The organism is Acidovorax sp. FW305-C-20-28, from assembly GCF_058783375.1.
Genome location: NZ_JBYSYM010000010.1, coordinates 126,762 through 148,942 on the forward strand (window position 1 = coordinate 126,762; position 22,181 = coordinate 148,942).

General features: G+C 67.3%; 18 protein-coding genes. 9 read left to right on the forward strand and 9 right to left on the reverse strand.

Going from position 1 to position 22,181, the window contains the following annotated elements; genetic code table 11:
• Nucleotides 1-49 precede the first annotated feature (49 nt).
• The 3 genes from prmC to hemA form a co-directional block, all read right to left on the reverse strand.
• A complete protein-coding gene (gene prmC / locus AC3WOH_RS13825; RefSeq protein ID WP_492229883.1) occupies nucleotides 50-904 on the reverse strand; it encodes a peptide chain release factor N(5)-glutamine methyltransferase in 855 nt (284 codons plus the stop codon).
• A 17-nt stretch (nucleotides 905-921) separates the two neighbouring features.
• A complete protein-coding gene (prfA, locus tag AC3WOH_RS13830) occupies nucleotides 922-2,010 on the reverse strand; it encodes a peptide chain release factor 1 (protein ID WP_492229884.1) in 1,089 nt (362 codons plus the stop codon).
• An 86-nt stretch (nucleotides 2,011-2,096) separates the two neighbouring features.
• Nucleotides 2,097-3,398, reverse strand: coding sequence for a glutamyl-tRNA reductase (gene hemA, locus AC3WOH_RS13835; protein WP_492229885.1), 1,302 nt, complete (start codon nucleotides 3,396-3,398; stop codon nucleotides 2,097-2,099).
• A gap of 71 nt (nucleotides 3,399-3,469) precedes the next feature.
• On the opposite strand from hemA, the gene AC3WOH_RS13840 reads away from it, so the two are divergent.
• Nucleotides 3,470-3,748 carry a hypothetical protein gene (locus tag AC3WOH_RS13840; protein WP_492229886.1) on the forward strand — a complete coding sequence of 93 codons (279 nt, stop codon included), beginning with the start codon at nucleotides 3,470-3,472 and terminating at the stop codon, nucleotides 3,746-3,748.
• A gap of 2 nt (nucleotides 3,749-3,750) precedes the next feature.
• Here the strand turns inward: AC3WOH_RS13840 and AC3WOH_RS13845 are convergent, their stop codons facing one another.
• The 6 genes from AC3WOH_RS13845 to ugpB form a co-directional block, all read right to left on the reverse strand.
• Entirely contained in the window at nucleotides 3,751-6,258 is a 2,508-nt protein-coding gene (locus tag AC3WOH_RS13845) for a DUF3772 domain-containing protein (RefSeq protein ID WP_492229943.1), read from the reverse strand.
• A gap of 112 nt (nucleotides 6,259-6,370) precedes the next feature.
• On the reverse strand, nucleotides 6,371-7,123 hold the full coding sequence (gene ugpQ, locus AC3WOH_RS13850; RefSeq protein ID WP_492229887.1) for a glycerophosphodiester phosphodiesterase: 753 nt from the start codon (nucleotides 7,121-7,123) through the stop codon (nucleotides 6,371-6,373).
• Entirely contained in the window at nucleotides 7,120-8,130 is a 1,011-nt protein-coding gene (locus AC3WOH_RS13855; protein WP_492229888.1) for a sn-glycerol-3-phosphate import ATP-binding protein UgpC, read from the reverse strand. Before AC3WOH_RS13855 ends, ugpQ begins: the two co-directional genes overlap by 4 nt.
• Before the next feature lie 71 nt (nucleotides 8,131-8,201).
• Nucleotides 8,202-9,053, reverse strand: a complete 852-nt coding sequence (ugpE, locus tag AC3WOH_RS13860; RefSeq protein WP_184859862.1) for a sn-glycerol-3-phosphate ABC transporter permease UgpE — start codon at nucleotides 9,051-9,053, stop codon at nucleotides 8,202-8,204.
• A gap of 1 nt (nucleotide 9,054) precedes the next feature.
• Nucleotides 9,055-9,936, reverse strand: coding sequence for a sn-glycerol-3-phosphate ABC transporter permease UgpA (gene ugpA / locus AC3WOH_RS13865; protein WP_492229889.1), 882 nt, complete (start codon nucleotides 9,934-9,936; stop codon nucleotides 9,055-9,057).
• Between the two features lie 123 nt (nucleotides 9,937-10,059).
• Entirely contained in the window at nucleotides 10,060-11,370 is a 1,311-nt protein-coding gene (gene ugpB / locus AC3WOH_RS13870; protein ID WP_492229890.1) for a sn-glycerol-3-phosphate ABC transporter substrate-binding protein UgpB, read from the reverse strand.
• Nucleotides 11,371-11,668: 298 nt separating this feature from the next.
• Between ugpB and serA the strand changes: the two genes are divergently transcribed.
• The 8 genes from serA (at nucleotide 11,669) to ubiB (ending at nucleotide 22,152) form a co-directional block, all read left to right on the forward strand.
• Nucleotides 11,669-12,898, forward strand: a complete 1,230-nt coding sequence (serA, locus tag AC3WOH_RS13875; protein WP_492229891.1) for a phosphoglycerate dehydrogenase — start codon at nucleotides 11,669-11,671, stop codon at nucleotides 12,896-12,898.
• Nucleotides 12,899-13,007: 109 nt separating this feature from the next.
• Nucleotides 13,008-16,922, forward strand: coding sequence for a DUF3683 domain-containing protein (locus AC3WOH_RS13880; protein WP_492229892.1), 3,915 nt, complete (start codon nucleotides 13,008-13,010; stop codon nucleotides 16,920-16,922).
• Entirely contained in the window at nucleotides 16,919-17,359 is a 441-nt protein-coding gene (locus tag AC3WOH_RS13885; protein WP_492229893.1) for an HIT family protein, read from the forward strand. Before AC3WOH_RS13880 ends, AC3WOH_RS13885 begins: the two co-directional genes overlap by 4 nt.
• Before the next feature lie 71 nt (nucleotides 17,360-17,430).
• Entirely contained in the window at nucleotides 17,431-17,853 is a 423-nt protein-coding gene (locus AC3WOH_RS13890) for a gamma-butyrobetaine hydroxylase family protein (RefSeq protein WP_492229894.1), read from the forward strand.
• Nucleotides 17,854-18,067: 214 nt separating this feature from the next.
• A complete protein-coding gene (ubiE, locus tag AC3WOH_RS13895; RefSeq protein WP_492229895.1) occupies nucleotides 18,068-18,799 on the forward strand; it encodes a bifunctional demethylmenaquinone methyltransferase/2-methoxy-6-polyprenyl-1,4-benzoquinol methylase UbiE in 732 nt (243 codons plus the stop codon).
• Between the two features lie 36 nt (nucleotides 18,800-18,835).
• The gene (locus AC3WOH_RS13900) at nucleotides 18,836-19,888 is read left to right on the forward strand and encodes a Tim44 domain-containing protein (protein WP_492229896.1); all 1,053 of its coding nucleotides are present in this window, start codon (nucleotides 18,836-18,838) and stop codon (nucleotides 19,886-19,888) included.
• 78 nt (nucleotides 19,889-19,966) lie between these two features.
• Complete coding sequence (locus AC3WOH_RS13905; protein ID WP_492229897.1) at nucleotides 19,967-20,572, forward strand: ubiquinone biosynthesis accessory factor UbiJ; 606 nt, start codon at nucleotides 19,967-19,969, stop codon at nucleotides 20,570-20,572.
• Entirely contained in the window at nucleotides 20,569-22,152 is a 1,584-nt protein-coding gene (ubiB, locus tag AC3WOH_RS13910) for a ubiquinone biosynthesis regulatory protein kinase UbiB (RefSeq protein WP_492229898.1), read from the forward strand. The genes AC3WOH_RS13905 and ubiB overlap by 4 nt, the downstream gene beginning before the upstream one ends.
• Nucleotides 22,153-22,181 lie beyond the last annotated feature (29 nt).

Sequence of the window (22,181 nt, forward strand, 5' to 3'; positions counted from 1 at the left end):
AATACTCCTTGAAAAGGCTGGCAGGCCTTGCCAGCCTGCAATAGCGCGATTATTTCACTGTCGGCCATTGTCCGCCCGAGCAGCGTGCGATGCCTGCCAGGTCCATGCGGCTTTGCACCTGCTCGAAACCCCGCTCGCGCAGCAGCGCGCACACGGCATCGGCCTGGTCGTGCCCGTGCTCCAGCAGCAGCCAGCCGCCCGGGCGCAGGTGGTCCGGTGATTGCACCACGATGGTGCGTATATCGTCCAGTCCGTCATCGCCGCTGGCCAAGGCCGACAGCGGCTCGTGGGTGAGTGCGGCCAGATGGGGGTCGGCTGCGGGGATGTAGGGCGGGTTCGAGACGATGGCATCGAAGCGCCCATCCACGCCGCTCAGCCAGTTGGCCTGTGCGAACCGCACGGGCAGGGCCAGGCGCTCGGCATTGGCACGTGCCACGGCCAGGGCATCGGCGCTGGCATCCACGGCCAGCACCTGGGCGGCGGGGCACTGGTGCTGCAGGGCCAGCGCAATGGCCCCGCTGCCCGTGCCCAGGTCCACCACCCGGGGGGCGGGCAGGAAGGCCAGGAGGGCCAACGCCCAGTCCACCAGGGTCTCGGTGTCGGGGCGCGGATCCAGCACGCGTGCGTCCACCGACAGGGGCAGTCCGTAGAACTCCTTGGTCCCCGTGAGATAGGCCACCGGCTCGCCCGCGGCGCGGCGCAGGCACAGGGCTTCAAAGCGTTCTGCGGCTTCGGTGGGCAGCGCATCCGTGTCGTGCGCCAGCAGCCACGCGCGATCGGCGGATGCCCGGCCAACGACGTGCAGCAGCAGCAGTTGCGCGTCGATGCGCGCCAGGCCCAGCGTGCGTGCCTGGCCCAGGGCATCGGCCACGGTGGCGGGTGGGTTGGCGGTGGTGTCGTCCATGGCGGGGCGTTGCAGGGTCAGACCGCCGCGCTGGTCTCCAGTTCCGCAAGCTGTTCGGCCTCGCGTGCATGGGCCATGGCCTGCAGCACGTCGGCCAGGTCCCCTTCCATCACCTGGAGCAGCTTGTACAGCGTGAGGTTGATGCGGTGGTCCGTGAGCCGGCCCTGCGGAAAGTTGTAGGTGCGGATGCGGTCGCTGCGGTCGCCGCTGCCGATCAGGCCCTTGCGCAGTGCGGCCTCCTTGGCGGCGCGTTCGCTGCGCTCCTTTTCCTGGATGCGCGCCTGCAGCACCTGCAGGGCCTTGGCCTTGTTGCTGTGCTGGCTGCGGCCGTCCTGGCACTCGGCCACGATGCCGGTGGGCAAGTGAACCACGCGCACGGCCGAATCGGTCTTGTTGATGTGCTGGCCGCCCGCGCCGCTGGCGCGGAAGGTGTCGATGCGCAGGTCTGCCGGGTTGAGCTTGATGGCCTCGGTCTCGCCGGGCTCGGGCATCACGGCCACCGTGCAGGCGCTGGTGTGGATGCGGCCCTGCGTCTCGGTGGCGGGCACGCGCTGCACGCGGTGGCCACCCGACTCGAACTTGAGGGCCCCGTACACATTGTCCCCCTCGAGGCGCAGCACAATTTCCTTGTAGCCCCCGAGCTCGGCCGCGTTTTCGCTCACGACTTCGACCTTCCACCCGACGTTGGCCGCGTAGCGCGAGTACATGCGCGTGAGGTCGCCCGCGAACAGGGCGGACTCATCACCGCCCGTGCCGGCGCGGATTTCCAGGAAGGCATTGCGCGCATCGTCCGGGTCCTTGGGCAGCAGCAGGCGCTGCAGTTCGTCCTCCAGTGCCAGGAGCTCGGCCTCGGCGCTGGCGATCTCCTCCTGCGCCATCTCGGCCATGTCGGGGTCGGCCAGCATCTCGCGGGCGCCAGCCAGGTCGGCCTCGCGCTGCTGGTAGCGGGCATAGCGGCCCGCCACCTGGGTCACTTCTGCGTGTTCGCGCGAGATCAGGCGGTACTGCGCCATGTCGCCCATGATGTCCTCGCGCGAGAGCAGGAAATCGAGTTCACCCAGGCGCTGGGCATAGCGCTCCAGCTGGTTTCGGAGAAAGGTCTTCATGCGGTGAAAGAGAGGGAGAAGGCTGCGCTGTCGCAGCGGGCGCTGTCCTCGGGCGGGCAGCGGGCCTGGCGGGGCGGCGATCGCCGCTACAGGCCGCTGTTCTTGCTTTGCGAGCGCAGGAACAGGCGCGAGACGGTCTGGGCCGTCTGGGCGCGCATCTCGGCGTCGCCGGCGTGCAGCTCGGCCATGGTGCCGTGCAGCATCTTCTGCGTGATGCCGCGCGACAGGGCTTCCAGCACCGCATCCACGTCCTCGCCGCGCGCCAGCAGCTTCTTGGCGCGTGCGATCTCGGCCGCGCGCCAGCTGTCGGTCTGGGCGTTGAGCTGCTGGATCAGGGGCACCACGCCGCCCTCGGGGTGGCGCTGGTCCATCCAGTGCATGAAGCTCTGCACGCCCGCATCGATGATGGCCTCGGCCTGTGCCACGGCGGCCTGGCGGTTGGCCTGGGCGGTCTGCACCACGCTGGCCAGGTCGTCCACGGTGTACAGGTAGACGTCGCCCAGGGCCTTGACCTCGGGTTCGATGTCGCGTGGCACCGCCAGGTCCACCATGAACATGGGGCGGTGGCGGCGCTTCTTGAGCGCGCGCTCCACGGCGCCCAGGCCGATGATGGGCAGGCTGCTGGCCGTGCAGCTGATCACGGCGTCGAACTCGTGCAGGCGCTCGGGCAGGTCGGCCAGGCGCATCACCTCGCCGCCAAAGCGCGTGGCGAGCTTTTCGCCGCGCTCCAGCGTGCGGTTGGCAATCGCGATGGACTTGGGGTTGCGGGCCGCAAAGTGCGTGGCAGCCAGCTCGATCATCTCGCCCGCCCCCACGAAGAGCACACGGATCTTGGACAGGTCTTCGAACAGCTGGCTGGCCAGGCGCACGGCCGCGGCCGCCATGCTGATGCTGTGTGCGCCGATCTCGGTGGAGGTGCGCACCTCCTTGGCCACGGCAAAGCTGCGCTGGAACAGCTGGTTCAGGGTGGTGCCCAGGGCACCCGCGGTTTCCGCTGCGCGCACGGCGTCCTTCATCTGGCCCAGGATCTGGGCTTCGCCCAGCACCATGGAATCCAGGCCGCTGGCCACGCGGAAGGCATGGCGCGCCACCAGGCTGTCTTCGAGGGTGTAGGAATGCGAGCGCAGCAGGGCGGGGCTCACGCCGCCACTCTGGGCCAGCCAGCCCAGCGTGTGGTCGATGGCGGCCTGCTCGCCCGCGCAGTAGATCTCGGTGCGGTTGCAGGTGGAGATGATGGCCGTCTCCACGCTGGGGTGGCGGCTTTGCTGGCCCAGCGACTGGCGTAGCCCCTGCAACGTGGGGGCTATCTGGTCGAGCGCGAACGCGAACCGGCCGCGCAGATCGAGGGGCGCGGTGGTGTGGTTGATGCCGAGGGCCCAGACTGCCATGCCCCAATTATAAAATTGTTGGAACATCCCGGTACAACTGCCTGGGATAGCCTTGATCTGGGTCAATTCCTATGGGTCCGCTGGACACACTCAACCACTTGCTCAATTTCTTCGCCCCGGCCGTGGCCATGGCCGCGCTGATGGCACTGGGCAGCCGCATCCTGCGCTGGAAATCGGGCGCAAGCCATGCCGCTTGGGCGCAGTTCGCCATCCAATTGGGCGTGGGCTGTGCCGTGTTGCTGGCCGGTCTGGTGCTGCTGGGCCGGGACGGCAAGATGGCCACCTATGCCGCCCTGGTGGTGGCCTGCGCCACCTGCGAGTGGTGGCTGGGCAAAAGCTGGAAGGCCTGAACTCAGCCCGGGGCAACCGGTGCGACCGGCGCCAAAGGCGTATCGCCCCCTTGGGCGCGCGCACTGTGCGCCACGGCCGTGGTGGCCGGTGGTGACAGCGCCAGCCCCGCATCGCGCAGCTTGTCCAGGATGGCAAACAGCAGATCGCTGCGCACCCCACCCGCATTGCGCGGGTTGCTCACGTAACCGATGGCCAGGAAGGTCAGCGTGCCGTTGAGAATGCCTTCCAACTGCACGACGGGCTCGGGGTCGGCCATGATGCCCTCGTGCGCGGTGAAGGCCTCCAGGATCAGCGTGCGCATGCGCTGGGCGTCGGTGTCCAGCGGCGCCGGCAGGCGCAGCAGCACGCGGCCGGGGGCTCCGGTCAGCGTCATGTTGCGCACGGTCTTGGTGATGAACTCGGAGTTGGGCACGATCACGGTGGAGCGGTCCCCGAGCTGGATCTCGGTGGCGCGCACGTTCACGCGGCGCACGTCACCCTCGGTTTCGCCCAGCACCACCCAGTCGCCCACGCGCACCGGCCGCTCGGCCAGGAGGATCAGGCCCGAGATGAAGTTCTGCACGATGGCCTGCAGCCCGAAGCCGATGCCCACCGACAGCGCGCTGGCCACCCAGGCGATGCGCTCCACGCTGATCCCCAGGCCCGCCAGCGCGATGGCGATCACCGCCACGCCGCCCACGTAGCCCAGCAAGGTGACGATGGAGCTGCGCATGCCCGGCTCCAGCGAGGTGTTCGGAAAGAACTGCTCGCTGAGCCAGCGCTTCAGGATGCGGATCATCACGAAGCCGGCGCAGGCAATCGCCAGCGCCGTGAGCAGTGCCTGCGGCGCCAGCGTGACGCTGCCCACCTGCAGGGTCTGGTTCACGCTGCTGCCGCGGCGGAACACCTCGTCGGGCGCCGTGCCCAGCGGCGCCAGCAGGGCGATCACCATGTAGAACAGCAGCACCAGGCGCAGCGCACCCGAGGCCACCACGGCGCTCTGGTCCAGCAGCTTGCCATCGATGCCCAGGCCCGTGTGCAGGCGCTGGCCGAAGCCGCCGCGCGAGGACAGCACGGCCTGTGCGACGTCGTCCACCAGCTGGAACAGCAGGTAGGTGGTGGCAAACACCACCCCCGTCCAGACCATCTGGCCGGCCAGCATGTGGGCCAGTGCCACGAAGCCCAGCACCAGCAGCACCAGGATGGCAAAGGCGGTGGTGGCGGCCGCCGCCACCAGCAGTCCGACCCAGATCGGGCGGGGTGCGGGTACGGTGGCTTCGCTGGCGGGTGCTTCCACGGGAGGCGCAGTTACAGCCTCAGAGGGCGCGCGCAGATGGCGCAGTGCACACAGGATGACCAGGGCCATGAGCAGGGCCGACAAGGTGTGGGCCGACACCTCGGCCGCCAGGCTGGCGCCCACCACGCGGTTGACCTCGATGACCAGCCCGCCCAGCAGGGCCGTGAGCGCCAGCCACCAGGGGTAGGGGGCCAGGCGCGTGGCCAGCTCGTCCGACAGGACTGCCAGGCGCCAGGAGCTGCGCTTGCGCGAGAGCAGCGCATGGCCCAGCGCGATCATGAAGGCGGCGAACACCACCAGTTGCAGGGTGGCGCGCTCGAACGCCTGCAGGCGCGGGCCCAGGCCACCCTCCACCGTGAGACCGCTCCATGCCAACTGTGCGGCCAGCGCCAACAGCAGGGTGTGCAGCAGCACCGCAGCAAAGGCCAGCAGCGAGCGCCGCAGGCGCCCGGGCGGCAGGCGCGCGGGTGCCAGGCGCAGCAGCAGCCGTTCGCCCAGCCAGGGGCCGGCGGTCGCCAGCAGCAGTGCCACCACCAGACTGACCGCAAAGCCTGTGCGGTGCCTGGGATCCCAGGCCCGTTCGCCGGCTCCCTGAAGTTCGGCGCCCAGCGACTGCAGGCGCATCCAGTCGCCTGGGAAGGCGTTGCGCACATTGCGCCAGAAGCTGCCCGTGAGCGGTGAGTCGATGCGGGTGGTGAGGGCGGTCTGGAACTGTTCGCGGCGCTGGCGGATGATCTCGGTGCTGCGCTGCTCGGCGTCCACCGCGATCAGGCGGGCCAGCTTGAGCTCCGAGTCGATGGCGCTGCGCTCCTTGCTCAGGGCCGCGCGCTGCTGCGCCACGTCGGAGGCTTCGGCCGGCGCCCCCTTGGCAGGGGCCGGGCCCAGGCCCGCCAGCCGGGTGTCGATGTCGGCCAGCGCTTCGGCACGGCGTGCCGCCACCTGGGTCGCGGCCGTTCCGATGGCGGCCACGTCGCTGAGCCACTGGCGGTAGTCGTCGTCCTCGCCGAGCTTGGTGGGGATGGCGTCGAAGCGCTCGCGCAGCGCATCCACGCCGGGCAGTTCGGGCTTTTCGCCGGAGGCGCTGCTGGCCGTGAGGGCCGGCGGCGCGGCGCTGCGGGTCTGCGCCAGGGCGGAAAGCAGGGGCAGGGGCGCCAGCAGCAGCACCAGCAAGGCGGCCTGCAGCAGGCCGGACCAGGGGCGGCGGGAGAGCAGGAGCGCCGAAAGAAAGGCCATGCCGGCCTCGGGGCCGGCACAGTTGCGTTGCAAAGTCATGCGCGCATTGTGCGGCCCCTGCGGCGCGGCCTGTGAGAGAGTGTTCCAGCCCGGAGCGGGCGGGAACGCAGGATCAGCCCGCCGGGCTGAACAGGTCGACCCGGTCGGTGATGATGCCGTCCGTGCCCAGGTCGATCAGGCGCTGGGCGGCCCAGGGGTCGTTCACGGTGTAGCTCAGGGCGCGCAGGCCCTGGCCCTGCACGGTGGCCACCAGGGCGGCATCCCACAGCGCATGGTTGCAGACAATCGCCACGCAGCCCAGGCCCACGGCCTCGTCCACGAAGCCCTGGCGGTGCACGTCCACCAGCAGGGCGCGCGGCAGCTGGGGCGCGGCATTGCGGGCGCTGGCCAGCGCTGCGGGCTGGAAGGAGGAGAGCAGCGGCGGCACGGCCTGCCCCTGCCACAACCGGGCGGCAGCCTCGGCCACCACGCGGCCAGTCACCTCGTCCTGTCCGGGTGTGGGCTTGATCTCGATGTTCAGCAAATACCCGTTGGCGATGCAGTAGCGTGCCAGGGCCTCCAGCGTGGGCAGGGGCTCGCCAGCATGGGCGCGCGAATGCCAGCCGCCTGCATCGAGCTGCGACAAAGCGCTCCAGTCGAGGTCGCCGCCGGTGCCATGGCCATTGGTCGTGCGCTGCAGCGTGGCGTCGTGCATCAGAAAGGGCACGCCGTCGCGGCTGAGCTTGGCATCGCACTCGAACATGCGGTAGCCATGCTGGGCGCCCAGGCGAAAGGCCGCCAGCGTGTTCTCGGGCGCGAGCTTGCCCGCGCCCCGGTGGGCGATCCAGCGGGGGTAGGGCCAGGCCGTGGTCTGCAGGCCGGTCATGCGGAAATGCGCTTGCCCGTGGCGGCGTCGAAGCTGTGCAGGCGGTCGGGGCGCGGCGCCACGTGGATCACGGTGTCGGGAGCGGGCGAATGCGTGCCTTCTTCCACGCGCACGATGAGCTGCTCGCCGTTCAGGCGGCCGTAGATCAGGCGCTCGGCACCCAGCAGTTCCACGGTCTCCACCGTCACGGCCCAGCCGTCGCTGCCCACATCCAGGTGCTCGGGACGGATGCCCAGGATGGTGCCTTCCTTGCCGCCCGGGGCGTTCTTGAGCAGGTTCATCGGCGGTGAGCCGATGAAGCTGGCCACGAAGGTCGTGGCTGGCGTGTGGTAGACCTCTTCGGGCGTGCCGAACTGTTCCATGTTGCCGGCATTCATCACGATCATGCGCTCGGCCAGGGTCATGGCCTCGACCTGGTCGTGGGTCACGAACAGGCTGGTGATGCCGAGCTCGCGGTGCAGTTTCTGGATCTCCAGGCGGGTCTGGGCGCGCAGCTTGGCATCCAGGTTGGACAGCGGCTCGTCGAACAGGAAGACCTGGGGCTGGCGCACGATGGCGCGGCCCATGGCCACGCGCTGGCGCTGGCCGCCCGAGAGCTCGCGCGGCTTGCGTTCGAGCAGGTGGCCGAGCTCCAGGATCTTGGCGGCCTTGTCCACGCGCGCCTTGATCTCTTCCTTGGGCACCTTGGCGATCTTCAGGCCATAGGCCATGTTCTCGAAGTTCGTCATGTGCGGGTAGAGCGCGTAGTTCTGGAACACCATCGCGATGTCGCGCTGGGCAGGTTCCAGGTCGTTGACCACGCGGCTGCCGATGCGCAGCTCGCCGCCCGAGATTTCCTCCAGGCCGGCCACCATGCGCAGCAGGGTGGACTTGCCGCAGCCCGAGGGGCCGACGATGACGATGAACTCGCCATCCTTGACCTCGGCGTTCACGCCATGGATGACCTGGTTGGCCTTGGGGCCGACGCCGTAGCGCTTGATGATGTTGCGAAAGGAAAGAGATGCCATTTTGCTATTGAATTAGTAGCTGCCGACGCAGTTGAATAAGGCGGTAGGGGCTGGTGGTCTGGCCTGGATCTTTATTTCTCGGTATCCACCAGGCCTTTGACGAACCAGCGCTGCATGACCACCACCACGAAGGCCGGGGGCAGCATCGCCAAGAGGGCGGTGGCCATCACGATGTTCCACTCGTTGCCGGCATCGCCACCGGCCAGCATGCGCTTGATGCCGATGACCACGGGGTACATGTCTTCCGAAGTGGTCACCAGCAGCGGCCACAGGTACTGGTTCCAGCCGTAGATGAACTGGATCACGAACAGCGCGGCAATCGAGGTGCGCGACAGCGGCACCAGGATGTCCTTGAAGAAACGCATGGGGCCGGCGCCGTCCACGCGCGCGGCTTCGACCAATTCGTCAGGCACCGTGAGGAAGAACTGGCGGAACAGGAAGGTGGCCGTGGCCGATGCGATCAGCGGCACCGTGAGACCGGCGTAGCTGTTGAGCATGCCCAGGTCCGACACCACTTGGTAGGTCGGGCCGATGCGCACTTCCACCGGCAGCATCAGCGTGATGAAGATCAGCCAGAAGCAGATGCCCTTGAAGGGGAAGCGGAAGTACACGATGGCGAAGGCCGAGAGCAGGGAGATGGCGATCTTGCCCACCGTGATGACGATGGCGGTGACAAAGCTCACCCACATCATGCGCGCCACCGGCGCAGTGGAACCCGCGCCCGTGCCGCCGCCAAACAGCGCGTCGTGGTAGGTCTGCCAGAAGTTGCTGCCGGGCACCATGGGCATGGGCACCTGCACGATGTCCTGTGCCGTGTGGGTGGAGGCCACGAAGGCCAGGTACAGCGGGAAGCCGACGATGATCACGCCCAGCACCATGATGAGGTGCGAGAACGCGGTGAGATAAGGGCTGCGTTCAACCATATCAGTACTGGACTTTCTTTTCGACGTAGCGGAATTGGATGACGGTCAGGACGACCACGATGGCCATCAGCACCACCGACTGCGCAGCCGAGCCGCCCATGTCCATGGCCTTGAAGCCATCGTGGTAGACCTTGTAGACCAGGATGGCGGTGTCGCGCCCCGGACCGCCCTGCGTGGTCGAGTCCACGATGGCGAAGGTGTCGAAGAAGGCGTAGACCACGTTGATCACCAGCAGGAAGAAGGTGGTGGGCGAGAGCAGCGGGAACTGGATGCTCCAGAACCGGCGCCAGGGCCCGGCGCCATCGATGGATGCGGCTTCGATCAGCGACTTGGGGATGGACTGCAGGCCCGCGAGGAAGAACAGGAAGTTGTAGGAGATCTGCTTCCACACGGCTGCGATCACGATCAGCGACATGGCGTGGTCGGAGTTGAGCATGTGGTTCCAGTTGAAGCCCGACTGGCGCAGCATGTAGGCCACGACGCCCAGCGACGGCGAGAACATGAACATCCACAGCACGCCGGCCACGGCGGGGGCCACGGCGTAGGGCAGCAGCAGCGCCGTCTTGTAGACGATGGCGCCCTTGATGATGCGGTCGGCAAAGATCGCCAGCATCAGCGACAGGCAGATGCCCACCGCGGCCACCAGGATCGAGAAGAAGGCCGTGGTCTTGAACGACGCCAGGTAGCCCGGGTCTTCGAACAGGCTCTTGAAGTTGTCCAGGCCCACCCATTCCTTGGACAGGCCGAAGCTGTCCTGCATCTGGAAGGATTGCACCAGGGCCTGGCCGGCGGGCCAGAAGAAGAAGACGCTGATGATGACCAACTGGGGGGCAATGAGCACCCACGGCAGCCACGCGGAGCGAAAGAGAACGCGTTTTTCCATGTCCAGACTCTCAAAAAGACAACCCGCCAACCAGCAAACCAGGTCGGTTTGCGAGGGAGGCGGGCTTTCGGCAGCGTCCCGGCCGGTGTGCCGGGGTGGCTGCCCGCAGGCAGGGAAGCCTGCTTACTTGTTGGCGCGCGCGAAGCGTGCCAGTTGCTCGTTGCCGCGGGTGGCGGCGGTGTCCAGGGCTTCCTTGGGCGACTTCTTGCCCGACCAGATCTGCTCGGTTTCCTCGTCGATGATGGTGCGGATCTGCACGAAGTTGCCCAGGCGGATGCCGCGCGACTTGTCGGTCGCCTTGCGGATCATCTGCGTCACGGCCACGTCTGTGCCGGGGTTCTTCTCATAGAAGCCGGAGGCTTCGGTCAGCTTGTAGGCCGCCGTGGTCACGGGCAGGTAGCCCGTGCGCTGGTGGCTGGCGGCCTGCACCTTGGTGTCGTTCAGGAAGTTCAGGAAATCGGCCACGCCCTTGTATTCCTCGGCCTTCTTGCCGGACATCACCCACAGGCTGGCACCGCCGATGGCCGTGTTCTGGGGCGCGCCCTTCACGTCGTCGTAGTAGGGCAGGGCCGAGATGCCGTAGGCGAACTTGGCTTCCTTGGCCACGCGGGCGTACAGGCCCGACGAGCCGGTGATCATCGCGCACTCGCCCGAGGGGAAGGAGGCGTCAGGCGCGTTGCCGCGGCCCTTGTAGACGAAGCTGCCGTCCTTGGAGGCCTTGGCCAGGTTCTCGAAGTGGCGCACGTGCAGCGGCGTGTTGATCTGCAGCTGGGCGTCATTGCCATCGAAGCCGTTGTTCTTGGAGGCGAACAGCGTGTTGTGCCACAGCGAGAAGCTCTCCAGCTGCGTCCAGCTGATCCAGCTGGTGGTGAACGGGCAGCTGTGGCCGCTGGCCTTGAGCTTGGAGGCGGCGGCGAACACTTCGGGCCAGGTCTTGGGCGGCTTGTCGGCGTCCAGGCCGGCCTTCTTGAAGGCGTCCTTGTTGTAATAGAAGATGGTGGTCGAGCTGTTGAGCGGGTAGCTCAGCATCTGGCCGTTGGGTGCCGTGTAGTAGCCGGCCACGGCCGACACGTACTGGGTGGGGTCGAACTTGAAGCCGCCGTCGTTGAGCACCTTGGCGGCGGGCACGATGGCGCCCTTGCTGGCCATCATGGTGGCGGTACCCACTTCGAACACCTGGATGATGTGGGGCGCATTGCCTGCGCGGAAGGCCGCGATGGCGCCGGTCATCGACTCGTCATAGGTGCCCTTGTAGGTGGGCACGACCTTGTACTTGGTCTGGCTGGCGTTGTACTGCTTGGCCAGATCGTTCACCCAGTCGCCCAGGGCGGCGCTCATGGAGTGCCACCATTGGATTTCTACTTGTTGGGCCTGCGCAGGTGCGCAGACGGACAGGGCGATGGCAGCAGACAGTGCCAGTTGCTTGAGTTGCATGAATGGTTCCTTCCGGAGATGGCGAAATGCACAAAGGGCGCATGCTAGGCAGCCCTTGTGACAGTGATGTGTCGTTGTCGCACAGCACTGTAGTGGTCACAACTGGGGAAATCCCCTTGCGCTGGACGCGGTGTGTCCGATTGTGACGCTTATGTGACAGGATTTTGCCATTCACGGAGCCCTGCAAGGTTTTGTGCATTGCACCATCCTTGGTGCATAGTGGTGCTTGCGCTGCACACCTTCGGTGCGAAGCGTGCAAGACCCGTTCGTTCCCATTCCTCAGCAACCACCAACTGCCATGGCCAACAACTCTCTGGACAAGAACAAGATCAAATTCCTGCTGCTCGAAGGCATCCACCCCTCTGCGGTGGAAGTACTGCGCTCCGCGGGCTACACCCAGATCGAGACCGTCTCCGGCGCCCTGCCCGACGAAGAGTTGAAGGCCAAGATCGCCGATGTGCACTTCCTGGGCATCCGCTCGCGCACCCAGCTGACCGAGGAGGTCTTCGCCAGGGCCCACAAGCTCGTGGCCGTCGGGTGCTTTTGCATCGGCACCAACCAGGTGGACCTGGATGCCGCACGCGAGCGCGGCATTGCCGTGTTCAACGCCCCGTATTCCAACACCCGCTCGGTGGCCGAGCTGGTGCTGGCCGAGGCCATCCTGCTGTTGCGCGGCATTCCCGAGAAAAATGCCGTGGCGCACCGGGGCGGCTGGCTCAAGTCGGCCGACAACGCCTACGAGATCCGCGGCAAGACCCTGGGCATCGTCGGCTACGGCTCCATCGGCACGCAGCTGTCGGTGCTGGCCGAGGCCCTGGGCATGCAGGTGGCGTTCTTCGATGTGGTCAACAAGCTGCCACTGGGCAATGCACGCCAGGTGCACCAGTTGCACGACCTGCTGGCGCAAAGCGACATCGTGAGCCTGCACGTGCCCGAGCTGCCCTCCACCCAGTGGATGATCGGTGCCGCCGAGATCGCCGCCATGAAGCCGGGCGGCATCCTGATCAATGCCGCGCGTGGCACGGTGGTCGAGATCGAGCCCCTGGCCGAGGCGCTCAAGGCGCGCAAGCTGCTGGGCGCTGCCATCGACGTGTTCCCGGTGGAGCCGCGCACCAACAAGGACGAGTTCCTGTCCCCGCTGCGTGGCCTGGACAACGTGATCCTCACCCCGCACGTGGGCGGCTCCACCATGGAGGCCCAGGCCAACATCGGCCTGGAAGTGGCCGAAAAGCTCGTCAAGTACAGCGACAACGGCACCAGCACCTCGTCGGTCAACTTCCCCGAGGTGGCGCTGCCGGCCCATCCCGGCAAGCACCGTCTGCTGCACATCCACCGCAACGTGCCGGGCGTGCTGTCGGAGATCAACCGCATCTTCTCGGACAACCAGATCAACATCTCGTCGCAGTACCTGCAGACCAACGAGAAGATCGGCTACGTGGTGATCGACATCGACGCGGCCTCGTCCGACCTGGCGCTGGACAAGCTGGCCGGCGTCACTGGCACGCTGCGCAGCCGCGTGCTGTTCTGAGCGGAAAGCGGGGCGGGAGAGGGCCCCGCCCAGCGCCGATCGGGCCTCTGGCGTAAAATCACGCCCCCGAGGCTCATGGGCGCGCGGCGCCCACCCCAGGTAGACCCCCATGAATGTTCCGATAGCGTTGGCTGCCTTGCAGACGCAGGCCGCCGAGCCTGTGCGTCTGCGCGAGATCCCCTATAACTACACCTCGTTCTCCGACCGGGAGATCGTGATCCGCCTGCTGGGCTCCGCCTCCTGGGAGGTGCTGGACCAGCTGCGCAAGGAACGGCGCACCGGGCGCTCCGCGCGCATGCTCTACGAGGTGCTGGGCGACATCTGGGTGGTGCAGCGCAACCCCTACCTGCAGGACGACCTGCTGGACAACCCCGGCCGGCGCAAGCAGCTGGTGGAAGCCCTGCAGCACCGCCTGGCCGAGATCGACAAGCGCCGCACCCCGGGCGACGATGCCGAACGCGACCGCCTGGTGGGCGAGCTGGTGCAGGCCGCCGGCCAGGCCGTGGCCGCCTTCAACGCCACCTTCGTGCAGGCCGGCGAGCTGCGCCGGCGCATCCAGCGCACGCTGGGGCGCCTGACGGCCAAGGACAACATCAAGTTCGACGGCCTCTCGCGCGTGTCCCACGTGACGGACGCGACCGACTGGCGTGTGGAGTACCCCTTCGTCGTGCTGGTGCCCGACACCGAAGCCGAGATGGCCGCCCTGGTCAAGGGCTGCATCGAGCTCGGGCTGACCATCATCCCTCGCGGGGGCGGCACCGGCTACACCGGCGGCGCGATCCCGCTGACCTGGAAGAGCGTGGTCATCAACACCGAAAAGCTCGAAGCCATGACCGAGGTGGAGATGCGCCGCCTGCCGGGCATGGACCGCGACGTGGGCACGGTGTGGACCGAGGCCGGCGTGGTCACCCAGCGCGTGGCCGACGCCGCAGAGCGCGCAGGCTTCGTCTTTGCCGTGGACCCGACCAGCGCCGAGGCCTCGTGCATCGGCGGCAACATTGCCATGAACGCGGGCGGCAAGAAGGCCGTGCTGTGGGGCACGGCGCTCGACAACCTGGCCAGCTGGCGCATGGTGACGCCGCAGGCGCAGTGGCTCGAAGTCACGCGCCTGGACCACAACATGGGCAAGATCCACGACGTGGAGACCGCCACCTTCGAGCTGCAGTACTTCGAGGCCGACGGCAAGACCCCGGTGCGCACCGAGCGCCTGTCCATCCCGGGCAAGACCTTCCGCAAGGAAGGCCTGGGCAAGGACGTGACCGACAAGTTCCTCTCCGGCCTGCCCGGCATCCAGAAGGAGGGCTGCGACGGCCTGATCACCAGCGCCCGCTGGGTCGTGCACCGCATGCCCGAACACACGCGCACCGTGTGCATGGAATTCTTCGGCAATGCCAAGGATGCCGTCCCGAGCATCGTCGAGATCAAGGACTACATGTTCGCCGAGCAAAAGCGCTCGGGCGTGCTGCTGGCCGGCCTGGAACACCTGGACGACCGCTACCTCAAGGCCGTGGGCTACGCCACCAAGAGCAAGAAGGGCAACGGCGGCCTGCCCAAGATGGTGCTGATCGGCGACATCGCGGGCGACGACGCCGACGAAGTGGCGCGCGTGACCAGCGAGGTGGTGCGCATCGCCAACTCGCGCAACGGCGAGGGCTTCATCGCCATCAGCCCCGAGGCGCGCAAGAAGTTCTGGCTGGACCGCAAGCGCACGGCCGCCATCAGCCGCCACACCAACGCCTTCAAGATCAACGAAGACGTGGTGATCCCGCTGCCGCGCATGGCCGAGTACACCGACGGCATCGAGCGCATCAACATCGAGCTGTCGTTGCGCAACAAGCTCAAGCTGTGCGATGCGCTCACCGACTTCTTCGAGCGCGGCAACCTGCCCCTGGGCAAGCACGACGACGCCAATGAAATCCCCTCGGCCGAGCTGCTCGAGGACCGCGTGGCCCAGGCCATCGCCCTGGTGGCCGAGGTGCGCACGCTGTGGGCCACCTGGCTGCAGAACGTGGACAGCCTGTTCCCGCAACTGCAGGACCACACCCTGCGCGCCAGCTGGAAGACCCAGCTGCGTGCGCCCCTGCAAGGCATCTTTGCCGGCGCGGCCTTCAAGCCCATCCTTGACGAGGCCACGGCCATCCACAAGCGCGTGCTCAAGGGCCGCGTTTGGGTGGCCCTGCACATGCACGCCGGCGACGGCAATGTGCACACCAACATCCCCGTCAACAGCGACGACTACGAGATGCTGCAGACCGCGCACGAGGCGGTGGAACGCATCATGGTGCTGGCGCGCAGCCTGGACGGTGTGATCTCGGGCGAGCACGGCATCGGCATCACCAAGCTCGAATTCCTCACCGACGAGGAGCTGCGCCCGTTTGCCGAGTACAAGCAGCGCGTGGACCCCGAAGGCCGCTTCAACAAGGGCAAGCTCTTGCGCGATGCGGCGCCGGTGCTGGCCATGGATGCCACGCCCGGCGGCCAGGCGCGCGACCCGGCGCTGCTGCATGCCGACCTGACCAATGCCTACACGCCGAGCTTCGGCCTCATGGGGCACGAGTCGCTGATCATGCAGCAGAGCGACATCGGCGCGATTGCCGATTCGGTCAAGGACTGCCTGCGCTGTGGCAAGTGCAAGCCCGTGTGCGCCACGCACGTGCCGCGCGCCAACCTGCTGTACAGCCCGCGCAACAAGATCCTGGCCACCTCGCTGCTGGTGGAGGCCTTCCTCTATGAAGAGCAGACCCGCCGTGGTGTGAGCATCAAGCACTGGCAGGAGTTCGAGGACGTGGCCGACCACTGCACGGTGTGCCACAAGTGCGCCAGCCCCTGCCCGGTGAAGATCGACTTCGGCGACGTCACCATGAACATGCGCAACCTGCTGCGCAAGATGGGCAAGAAGACCTTCCGCCCCGGCAATGCGCTGGCGATGACCATGCTCAACGCCACCAACCCCGAGACCATCAAGTTCATGCGCAGCGCCATGGTGGACGTGGGCTTCAAGGCCCAGCGCATGGCCGTGGACCTGCTGCGCAAGGTCGGCCGCAAGCAGACCGCCAAGCCGCCGGCCACGGTGGGCACCGCCCCGGTCAAGGAGCAGGTGATCCACTTCATCAACAAGAAGCTGCCCGGCGGCCTGCCCAAGCGCACCGCGCGCGCGCTGCTGGACATCGAGGACAAGGACTACGTCCCCATCATCCGCAACCCCAAGGCCACCACGGCCGAGGCCGAGGCGGTGTTCTACTTCCCCGGCTGCGGCTCCGAGCGCCTGTTCAGCCAGGTGGGCCTGGCCACGCAGGCCATGCTCTGGCATGCGGGCGTGCAGACCGTGCTGCCACCGGGCTACCTGTGCTGCGGCTACCCGCAGCGCGGCAGCGGCCAGTTCGACAAGGCCGAGAAGATGATCACCGACAACCGGGTGCTCTTCCACCGCGTGGCCAACACGCTCAACTACCTCGACATCAAGACCGTGGTGGTGAGCTGCGGCACCTGCTACGACCAGCTGCAGGGCTACGAGTTCGACAAGATCTTCCCGGGCAGCCGCATCATCGACATCCACGAGTACCTGCTGGAAAAGGGCATCGCCCTGCAGGGCAAGGGTGCCTACCTGTACCACGAGCCCTGCCACAGCCCCATGAAGCAGCAGGATGGCTTGAAGACCGTGAAGGCCCTGGTGGGCGAGCAGGTGCTCAAGAGCGAGCGCTGCTGCGGCGAGTCGGGCACGCTGGGCGTGACGCGCCCGGACGTCTCCACCCAGATCCGCTTCCGCAAGGAAGAAGAGATCAAGAAGGGCGAGGCCGCGCTGCGCGCCAGCGGCGCCGTGGGTGCGCAGGACAACGTGAAGATCCTCACGAGCTGCCCCAGTTGCTTGCAAGGCCTGAACCGCTACCAGGACGACCTGAACAACGGTCTGCTCGAAGCCGACTACATCGTGGTCGAGATGGCGCGCGAGATCCTGGGCGAGAACTGGATGCCCGAGTACGTGGAGCGCGCCAACGCGGGCGGCATCGAGCGGGTGTTGGTATGAGCGAACGCATCGCCTGCCCCCTGTGCGCCGCCGATGGCGGCACACTGGTCTGGCGCGGCGAGCGCCTGCGTGTGATCCGGGCCGACGAGGTGGGCTTTCCGGCCTTCTACCGTGTGGTGTGGAATACCCATGCGGCCGAGTTCTCCGACCTCTCGGTGGCCGAGCGCGTGCACTGCATGGAGGCGGTCACCGCCGTGGAGCGGGCGCTGCGCGAGCACCTCGCGCCCACCAAGGTCAACCTGGCGGCGCTGGGCAACATGGTGCCGCACCTGCACTGGCACGTGATCGCGCGCTTTTCCTGGGACAGCCATTTCCCCGCGCCCGTGTGGGCCGCTGCCCAGCGGCCCAGCCCGGCTGGCGAAGAGGCTGCGTTGCGCGTGCGCCTGCCGGCCGCCGAGGCGGCGATGGTGGCCGCGCTGCAGGGGCTTGGCCACTGAGGCAGACCCCGGGTGGGACAATGTGGGCCGGCTTGGCAATCGTCGCCAGGCCGTTTTTCGAGGTGATATCCATGGCAGGTTTGAAAGCGGGTTCGCCCACGCCGCAGGCGCTCACGGTGCACGGCAAGTCGCGGGTGCTCGAAGTGGTGTTCTCGGACGGTGCGGCCTTCCGCATCCCGTTCGAGCTGATGCGCGTGTACTCTCCCTCGGCCGAGGTGCAGGGCCATGGCCCGGGCCAGGAAGTGCTGCAGACCGGCAAGCGCGACGTGACCCTCGAAGGCCTGGAGCCGATCGGCAACTATGCGGTCAAGCCCACCTTCTCGGACGGGCACGACACGGGCATCTTCACCTGGGACTATCTGTACGAGCTGGGCCAGCAGCAGTCCGCGCTGTGGGCGCAGTACGAGGGCCGGCTCGCCGCCGCCGGGGTGGACCGCGATGCGCCCATGGCCCCGAAGGGCGGGGGCGGTGGCCACGCCTGCGGCAGCCACTGAGCCTCACAGCGCCCGCACTGTGGCCCGCGCGCACCATCGTGGCGCCCGGCGCACTGACCTCTGATGCTCTCTTTACAATAGCAAACAGGGTATGCATGGACAGGTTTCGCCTGTCTTTTGATGCCCGGACCTTCTCCACCCCTGCGGCAGATGCCCCGTTTCAGTGCGGGGTTGTCGCTGTACCTCTGGCGCGCACGCGCCTAGCATGAATCCCATGAGCAGCACCCACTTCGGTTTCCAGTCGGTCGACGAGCAGGACAAGGCGCGCCATGTGCGCGGCGTGTTCGATTCGGTGGCGTCCAAGTACGACGTCATGAACGACCTCATGTCGGCGGGCCTGCACCGCGCATGGAAGGCCTACACCGTGATGGTGGCCAACCTGCGCGAAGGCAGCCAGGTGCTGGACATCGCGGGCGGCACGGGCGACCTGGCGCTGGCTTTCTCGAAGAAGGTGGGGTCCACGGGCCGCGTGGTGCACACCGACATCAACGAAGCCATGCTGCGCACCGGCCGCGACCGCTTGATCGACGCGGGCGTGGTGCTGCCCACCCTGGTCTGCGACGCAGAGAAGCTGCCGTTTCCCGACGCGCACTTCGACGTGGTGAGCGTGGCGTTTGGTTTGCGCAACATGACGCACAAGGATGTTGCGCTGCGCGAGATGTGCCGCGTGCTCAAGCCCGGCGGCAAGCTCTTGGTGCTCGAGTTCTCCAAGGTCGCCAAGCCGTTGACCAAGGCCTACGACTGGTACTCCTTCAAGGTGCTGCCGCAGCTGGGCAAGCTGGTGGCCGGCGATGACGCGAGCTACCGCTACCTGGCCGAGTCCATCCGCATGCACCCGGGGCAGGAAGAGCTCAAAAGCCTCATGCAGCAAACTGGCTTTGGGCATGTGGACTATCACAACATGACTGGCGGCATAGTGGCCTTGCATGTTGGAATCAAGTGCTGAACGGCAAAGTTCGGCCGTATACAAGATGGAGATGACATGATGAAACTGTGGTCTGTGGTTCTGGTGGCAATGCTGGCGTTCGCGCACGCAGATGCCGACGCCCGCCGCCTGGGTGGCGGCAACTCCGTGGGCAAGCAGTCCAGCAACGTGACGCAGCGTGAATCCGCAGCGCCCGCCGGCCCTGCCCAGAACGCCAACAGCGCGGCCAACAAGCCCGCCACGCCGGCGACGTCACCGGCCGCTGCCGCCGCCCCGAAGAAGCCCTGGGGCGCCATGCTCGGCGGCCTGGCCGCGGGCCTGGGCCTGGCCTGGCTGGCCAGCTCGCTGGGCCTGGGCGCAGGTTTCGGCAACATCCTCATGATCCTGCTGCTCGCCGTGGCGGCGTTTGCCATCTTCAAGATGGTCATGCGCATGCGCAATGGCGGCGGCAACCAGGGCGGCGTGTCCGCGGGGGGCGCTCCGTTCGCCTTCCAGGGCGCGGGCGCAGCCACCCCGGCGGCGGCCCAGGTGCCTCCGCAGTACAGCCCCAACAATGTCGGCAATGATGCATCGGCCCGGCCCTGGGAGCGCAACAGCATGGCTTTCGATGCGGCGCGTGCGCAGCCTGCTGCGGCCGGTGCTGCCGGTTCGGGCGTGGTGATCGGTTCCGGCCTGACCGGTGCCGCCGCCGGCGCCGCCTTGTCCGGTTCGCAGAACTGGGGTGTGCCCGAAGGCTTCGATACGCCCGGCTTCTTGGCAGCTGCCAAGCGCAATTTCGTGACCCTGCAGGCTGCGTGGGACCGCTCGGACATCTCCACCCTGCGCTCCATGATGACCGACGGCATGCTCGAGGAAATTCGCTCGCAGCTGGCCGAGCGCGAGACGCACCGCGGCGCCGAACCCAACCACACCGACGTGGTGATGATCGAGGCGCAACTGCTGGGCATCGAAGAGCTGGACGACGGCTACATGGCCAGCGTGGAGTTCTCGGGCATGATCCGCGAAGAGCTCTCGGCCGGCCCGAGCCCCTTCCGCGAAGTGTGGAACATGACCAAGGCCAAGAGCGGTGCCAGCGGCTGGCTCGTGGCCGGTGTGCAGGCGCTGCAATGAGCGCAGCGGCTTTGTAAATCACCTCGGATCGGCCCAAAACCCCTGTTTTGGGCCAAGTTCAGGGAATAATCGGGGACTATGGCAACACAGTCCCCTTTTTCGTTCCTGGATGGCCTCTTTGAGCGCCTGGCTGCCGGCCCGCAGCCGCCGCAATGGCTCGTGCACGAGGTGCAGCAGCGGCTGGTGCTGTTCCTGAACCATGTGCTCATGCAGGAGCGGGAAGCCATGGACCGCCTGGTGCGCCAGCGCGGGCGCGTGGCGCGTGTGCAGTGGCGCATGTTCTCCATGGCGCTGGTGATCACGCCGGCCGGGCTGCTGAACCTGGCGCCTGAAGGCGCCGTGCCCGACCTGCTGCTCGAAGTGACCGACACCTCGCCCCTGGCGCTGGCGCAGGCCGCCTTGCGCGGCGACAAGCCCGCCATCCGCATCGAGGGCGATGTGCAGTTGGCGGCCGAAATCAACTGGCTGGTGGACAACGTGCGCTGGGACCTGGAGGAGGACCTTTCGCGCGTGGTGGGGGATGCGCCGGCGCACACCATCAGCGAAGTGGCCCGCAAGGCCGCGCAGGCGCTGCGCCAGTTCGTGGGCTCGCGCGTTCCGCCGGCCGCCGGCGGCAGCACCTCGGCACCGGCCCCTGCGCCGGGCAACCCCAGCAGCACCAGCGCAGACCGGACCGGTCCATGAAGCAATTCGTCCGGGGTGCATCCATCCTCTGGGTGGTGTTCCGCTACGGGCTGGACGGGCTGGTGCTCGACAGCTTCCAGAAGCCGTGGCTGCGCCTGGTCTCGCGCATCGTCTCCGTCGGGCGCAACCTGGACGCGCCGCGCGGCCAGCGCCTGCGTGAGGCCCTGGAGCGCCTGGGGCCCATCTTCGTGAAGTTCGGCCAGGTGCTGTCCACCCGGCGCGACCTGTTGCCAGCCGACATCGCCGACGAGCTCGCCCTGCTGCAGGACCGGGTGCCGCCGTTCCATCCCGACATCGCCATCGCCACCATCGAGCGCGCCTTTCGCCGCCCGGTGGACCAGGTGTTCACGCACTTCGACCGCACGCCCGTGGCGAGCGCCTCGATTGCCCAGGTGCACTTCGCGACCCTGCGCGACCGCCAGGGCATCGAGCGCGAGGTCGCCGTGAAGGTGCTGCGCCCGGGCATGCTGCCGGTGATCGAGAAGGACCTGGCACTGATGCGCATGATGGCCGGCTGGGTCGAGAATCTCTCGGCCGACGGCAAACGCCTCAAGCCCCGCGAGGTGGTCGCCGAATTCGACAACTACCTGCACGACGAGCTCGACCTGGTGCGCGAGGCGGCCAATGCCGCCCAGCTGCGCCGCAACATGGCCGGTCTGGACCTGGTGCTGATCCCCGAGATCTTCTGGGACTTCTGCCACGCCGAGGTGATGGTGATGCAGCGCATGAACGGCGTGCCCATCAACCAGATCGAGCGGCTGCGCGATGCCGGGGTGGACATCCCCAAGCTGGCACGCGACGGCGTCACCATCTTCTTCACCCAGGTGTTCCGCGACGGTTTCTTCCACGCCGACATGCACCCGGGCAACATCCAGGTCAGCCTGGACCCTGCGCACTTCGGGCGCTACATCTCGCTCGATTTCGGCATCGTGGGCACGCTCACCGAGTTCGACAAGGAGTACCTGGCGCAGAACTTCACGGCCTTCTTTCGGCGCGACTACAAGCGCGTGGCCGAGCTGCACATCGAAAGCGGCTGGGTACCGCCCGACACGCGGGTCAACGACCTCGAATCGGCGATCCGCACCGTCTGCGAACCCTACTTCGATCGCCCGCTCAAGGAGATCTCGCTGGGCATGGTGCTGATGCGCCTGTTCCAGACCTCGCGCCGCTTCCACGTGGAAATCCAGCCGCAGCTGGTGCTGCTGCAGAAGACGCTGCTCAACATCGAAGGACTGGGCCGCCAGCTCGACCCCGAGCTGGACCTGTGGAGCACGGCCAAGCCTTTTCTGGAGAAATGGATGCTCGAGCAGATGGGGCCGCAGCGCCTGCTGCGCGAAATCCAGGCCGAGAGCCCGCATTTCGCCAAGATGCTGCCCGAGCTGCCGCGCCTGCTGCACGACTACCTGCGCAACCGGCCCCAGGACCACCGGCGCGAACTGCTGGAACTGCTGGCCGAGCAAAAGCGCACCAACCGCCTGCTCAACGCCGTCATCTACACCGGGGCCGGCTTTGTGCTGGGCTGGGTGGCCTTGCTGCTGGTACAGCAGTTGCAAGTGTTTGCGCGTTTCCGGATCTTCTAGGCTTCGTTCACCTTTCCACCCCTTCGCGA

Excerpts from the sequence above, each read along its gene's own strand:
- ugpB (WP_492229890.1), bottom strand. The coding sequence starts at position 11,370 with ATGCAACTCAAGCAACTGGCACTGTCTGCTGCCATCGCCCTGTCCGTC.
- AC3WOH_RS13845 (WP_492229943.1), bottom strand. The coding sequence starts at position 6,258 with ATGGCCTTTCTTTCGGCGCTCCTGCTCTCCCGCCGCCCCTGGTCCGGC.
- prmC (WP_492229883.1), bottom strand. The coding sequence starts at position 904 with ATGGACGACACCACCGCCAACCCACCCGCCACCGTGGCCGATGCCCTG.
- ugpA (WP_492229889.1), bottom strand. The coding sequence starts at position 9,936 with ATGGAAAAACGCGTTCTCTTTCGCTCCGCGTGGCTGCCGTGGGTGCTC.
- AC3WOH_RS13905 (WP_492229897.1), top strand. The coding sequence starts at position 19,967 with ATGGCAACACAGTCCCCTTTTTCGTTCCTGGATGGCCTCTTTGAGCGC.
- AC3WOH_RS13880 (WP_492229892.1), top strand. The coding sequence starts at position 13,008 with ATGAATGTTCCGATAGCGTTGGCTGCCTTGCAGACGCAGGCCGCCGAG.
- AC3WOH_RS13890 (WP_492229894.1), top strand. The coding sequence starts at position 17,431 with ATGGCAGGTTTGAAAGCGGGTTCGCCCACGCCGCAGGCGCTCACGGTG.
- AC3WOH_RS13840 (WP_492229886.1), top strand. The coding sequence starts at position 3,470 with ATGGGTCCGCTGGACACACTCAACCACTTGCTCAATTTCTTCGCCCCG.
- AC3WOH_RS13900 (WP_492229896.1), top strand. The coding sequence starts at position 18,836 with ATGATGAAACTGTGGTCTGTGGTTCTGGTGGCAATGCTGGCGTTCGCG.
- ubiB (WP_492229898.1), top strand. The coding sequence starts at position 20,569 with ATGAAGCAATTCGTCCGGGGTGCATCCATCCTCTGGGTGGTGTTCCGC.
- ubiE (WP_492229895.1), top strand. The coding sequence starts at position 18,068 with ATGAGCAGCACCCACTTCGGTTTCCAGTCGGTCGACGAGCAGGACAAG.
- ugpE (WP_184859862.1), bottom strand. The coding sequence starts at position 9,053 with ATGGTTGAACGCAGCCCTTATCTCACCGCGTTCTCGCACCTCATCATG.
- serA (WP_492229891.1), top strand. The coding sequence starts at position 11,669 with ATGGCCAACAACTCTCTGGACAAGAACAAGATCAAATTCCTGCTGCTC.
- ugpQ (WP_492229887.1), bottom strand. The coding sequence starts at position 7,123 with ATGACCGGCCTGCAGACCACGGCCTGGCCCTACCCCCGCTGGATCGCC.
- hemA (WP_492229885.1), bottom strand. The coding sequence starts at position 3,398 with ATGGCAGTCTGGGCCCTCGGCATCAACCACACCACCGCGCCCCTCGAT.
- prfA (WP_492229884.1), bottom strand. The coding sequence starts at position 2,010 with ATGAAGACCTTTCTCCGAAACCAGCTGGAGCGCTATGCCCAGCGCCTG.
- AC3WOH_RS13885 (WP_492229893.1), top strand. The coding sequence starts at position 16,919 with ATGAGCGAACGCATCGCCTGCCCCCTGTGCGCCGCCGATGGCGGCACA.
- AC3WOH_RS13855 (WP_492229888.1), bottom strand. The coding sequence starts at position 8,130 with ATGGCATCTCTTTCCTTTCGCAACATCATCAAGCGCTACGGCGTCGGC.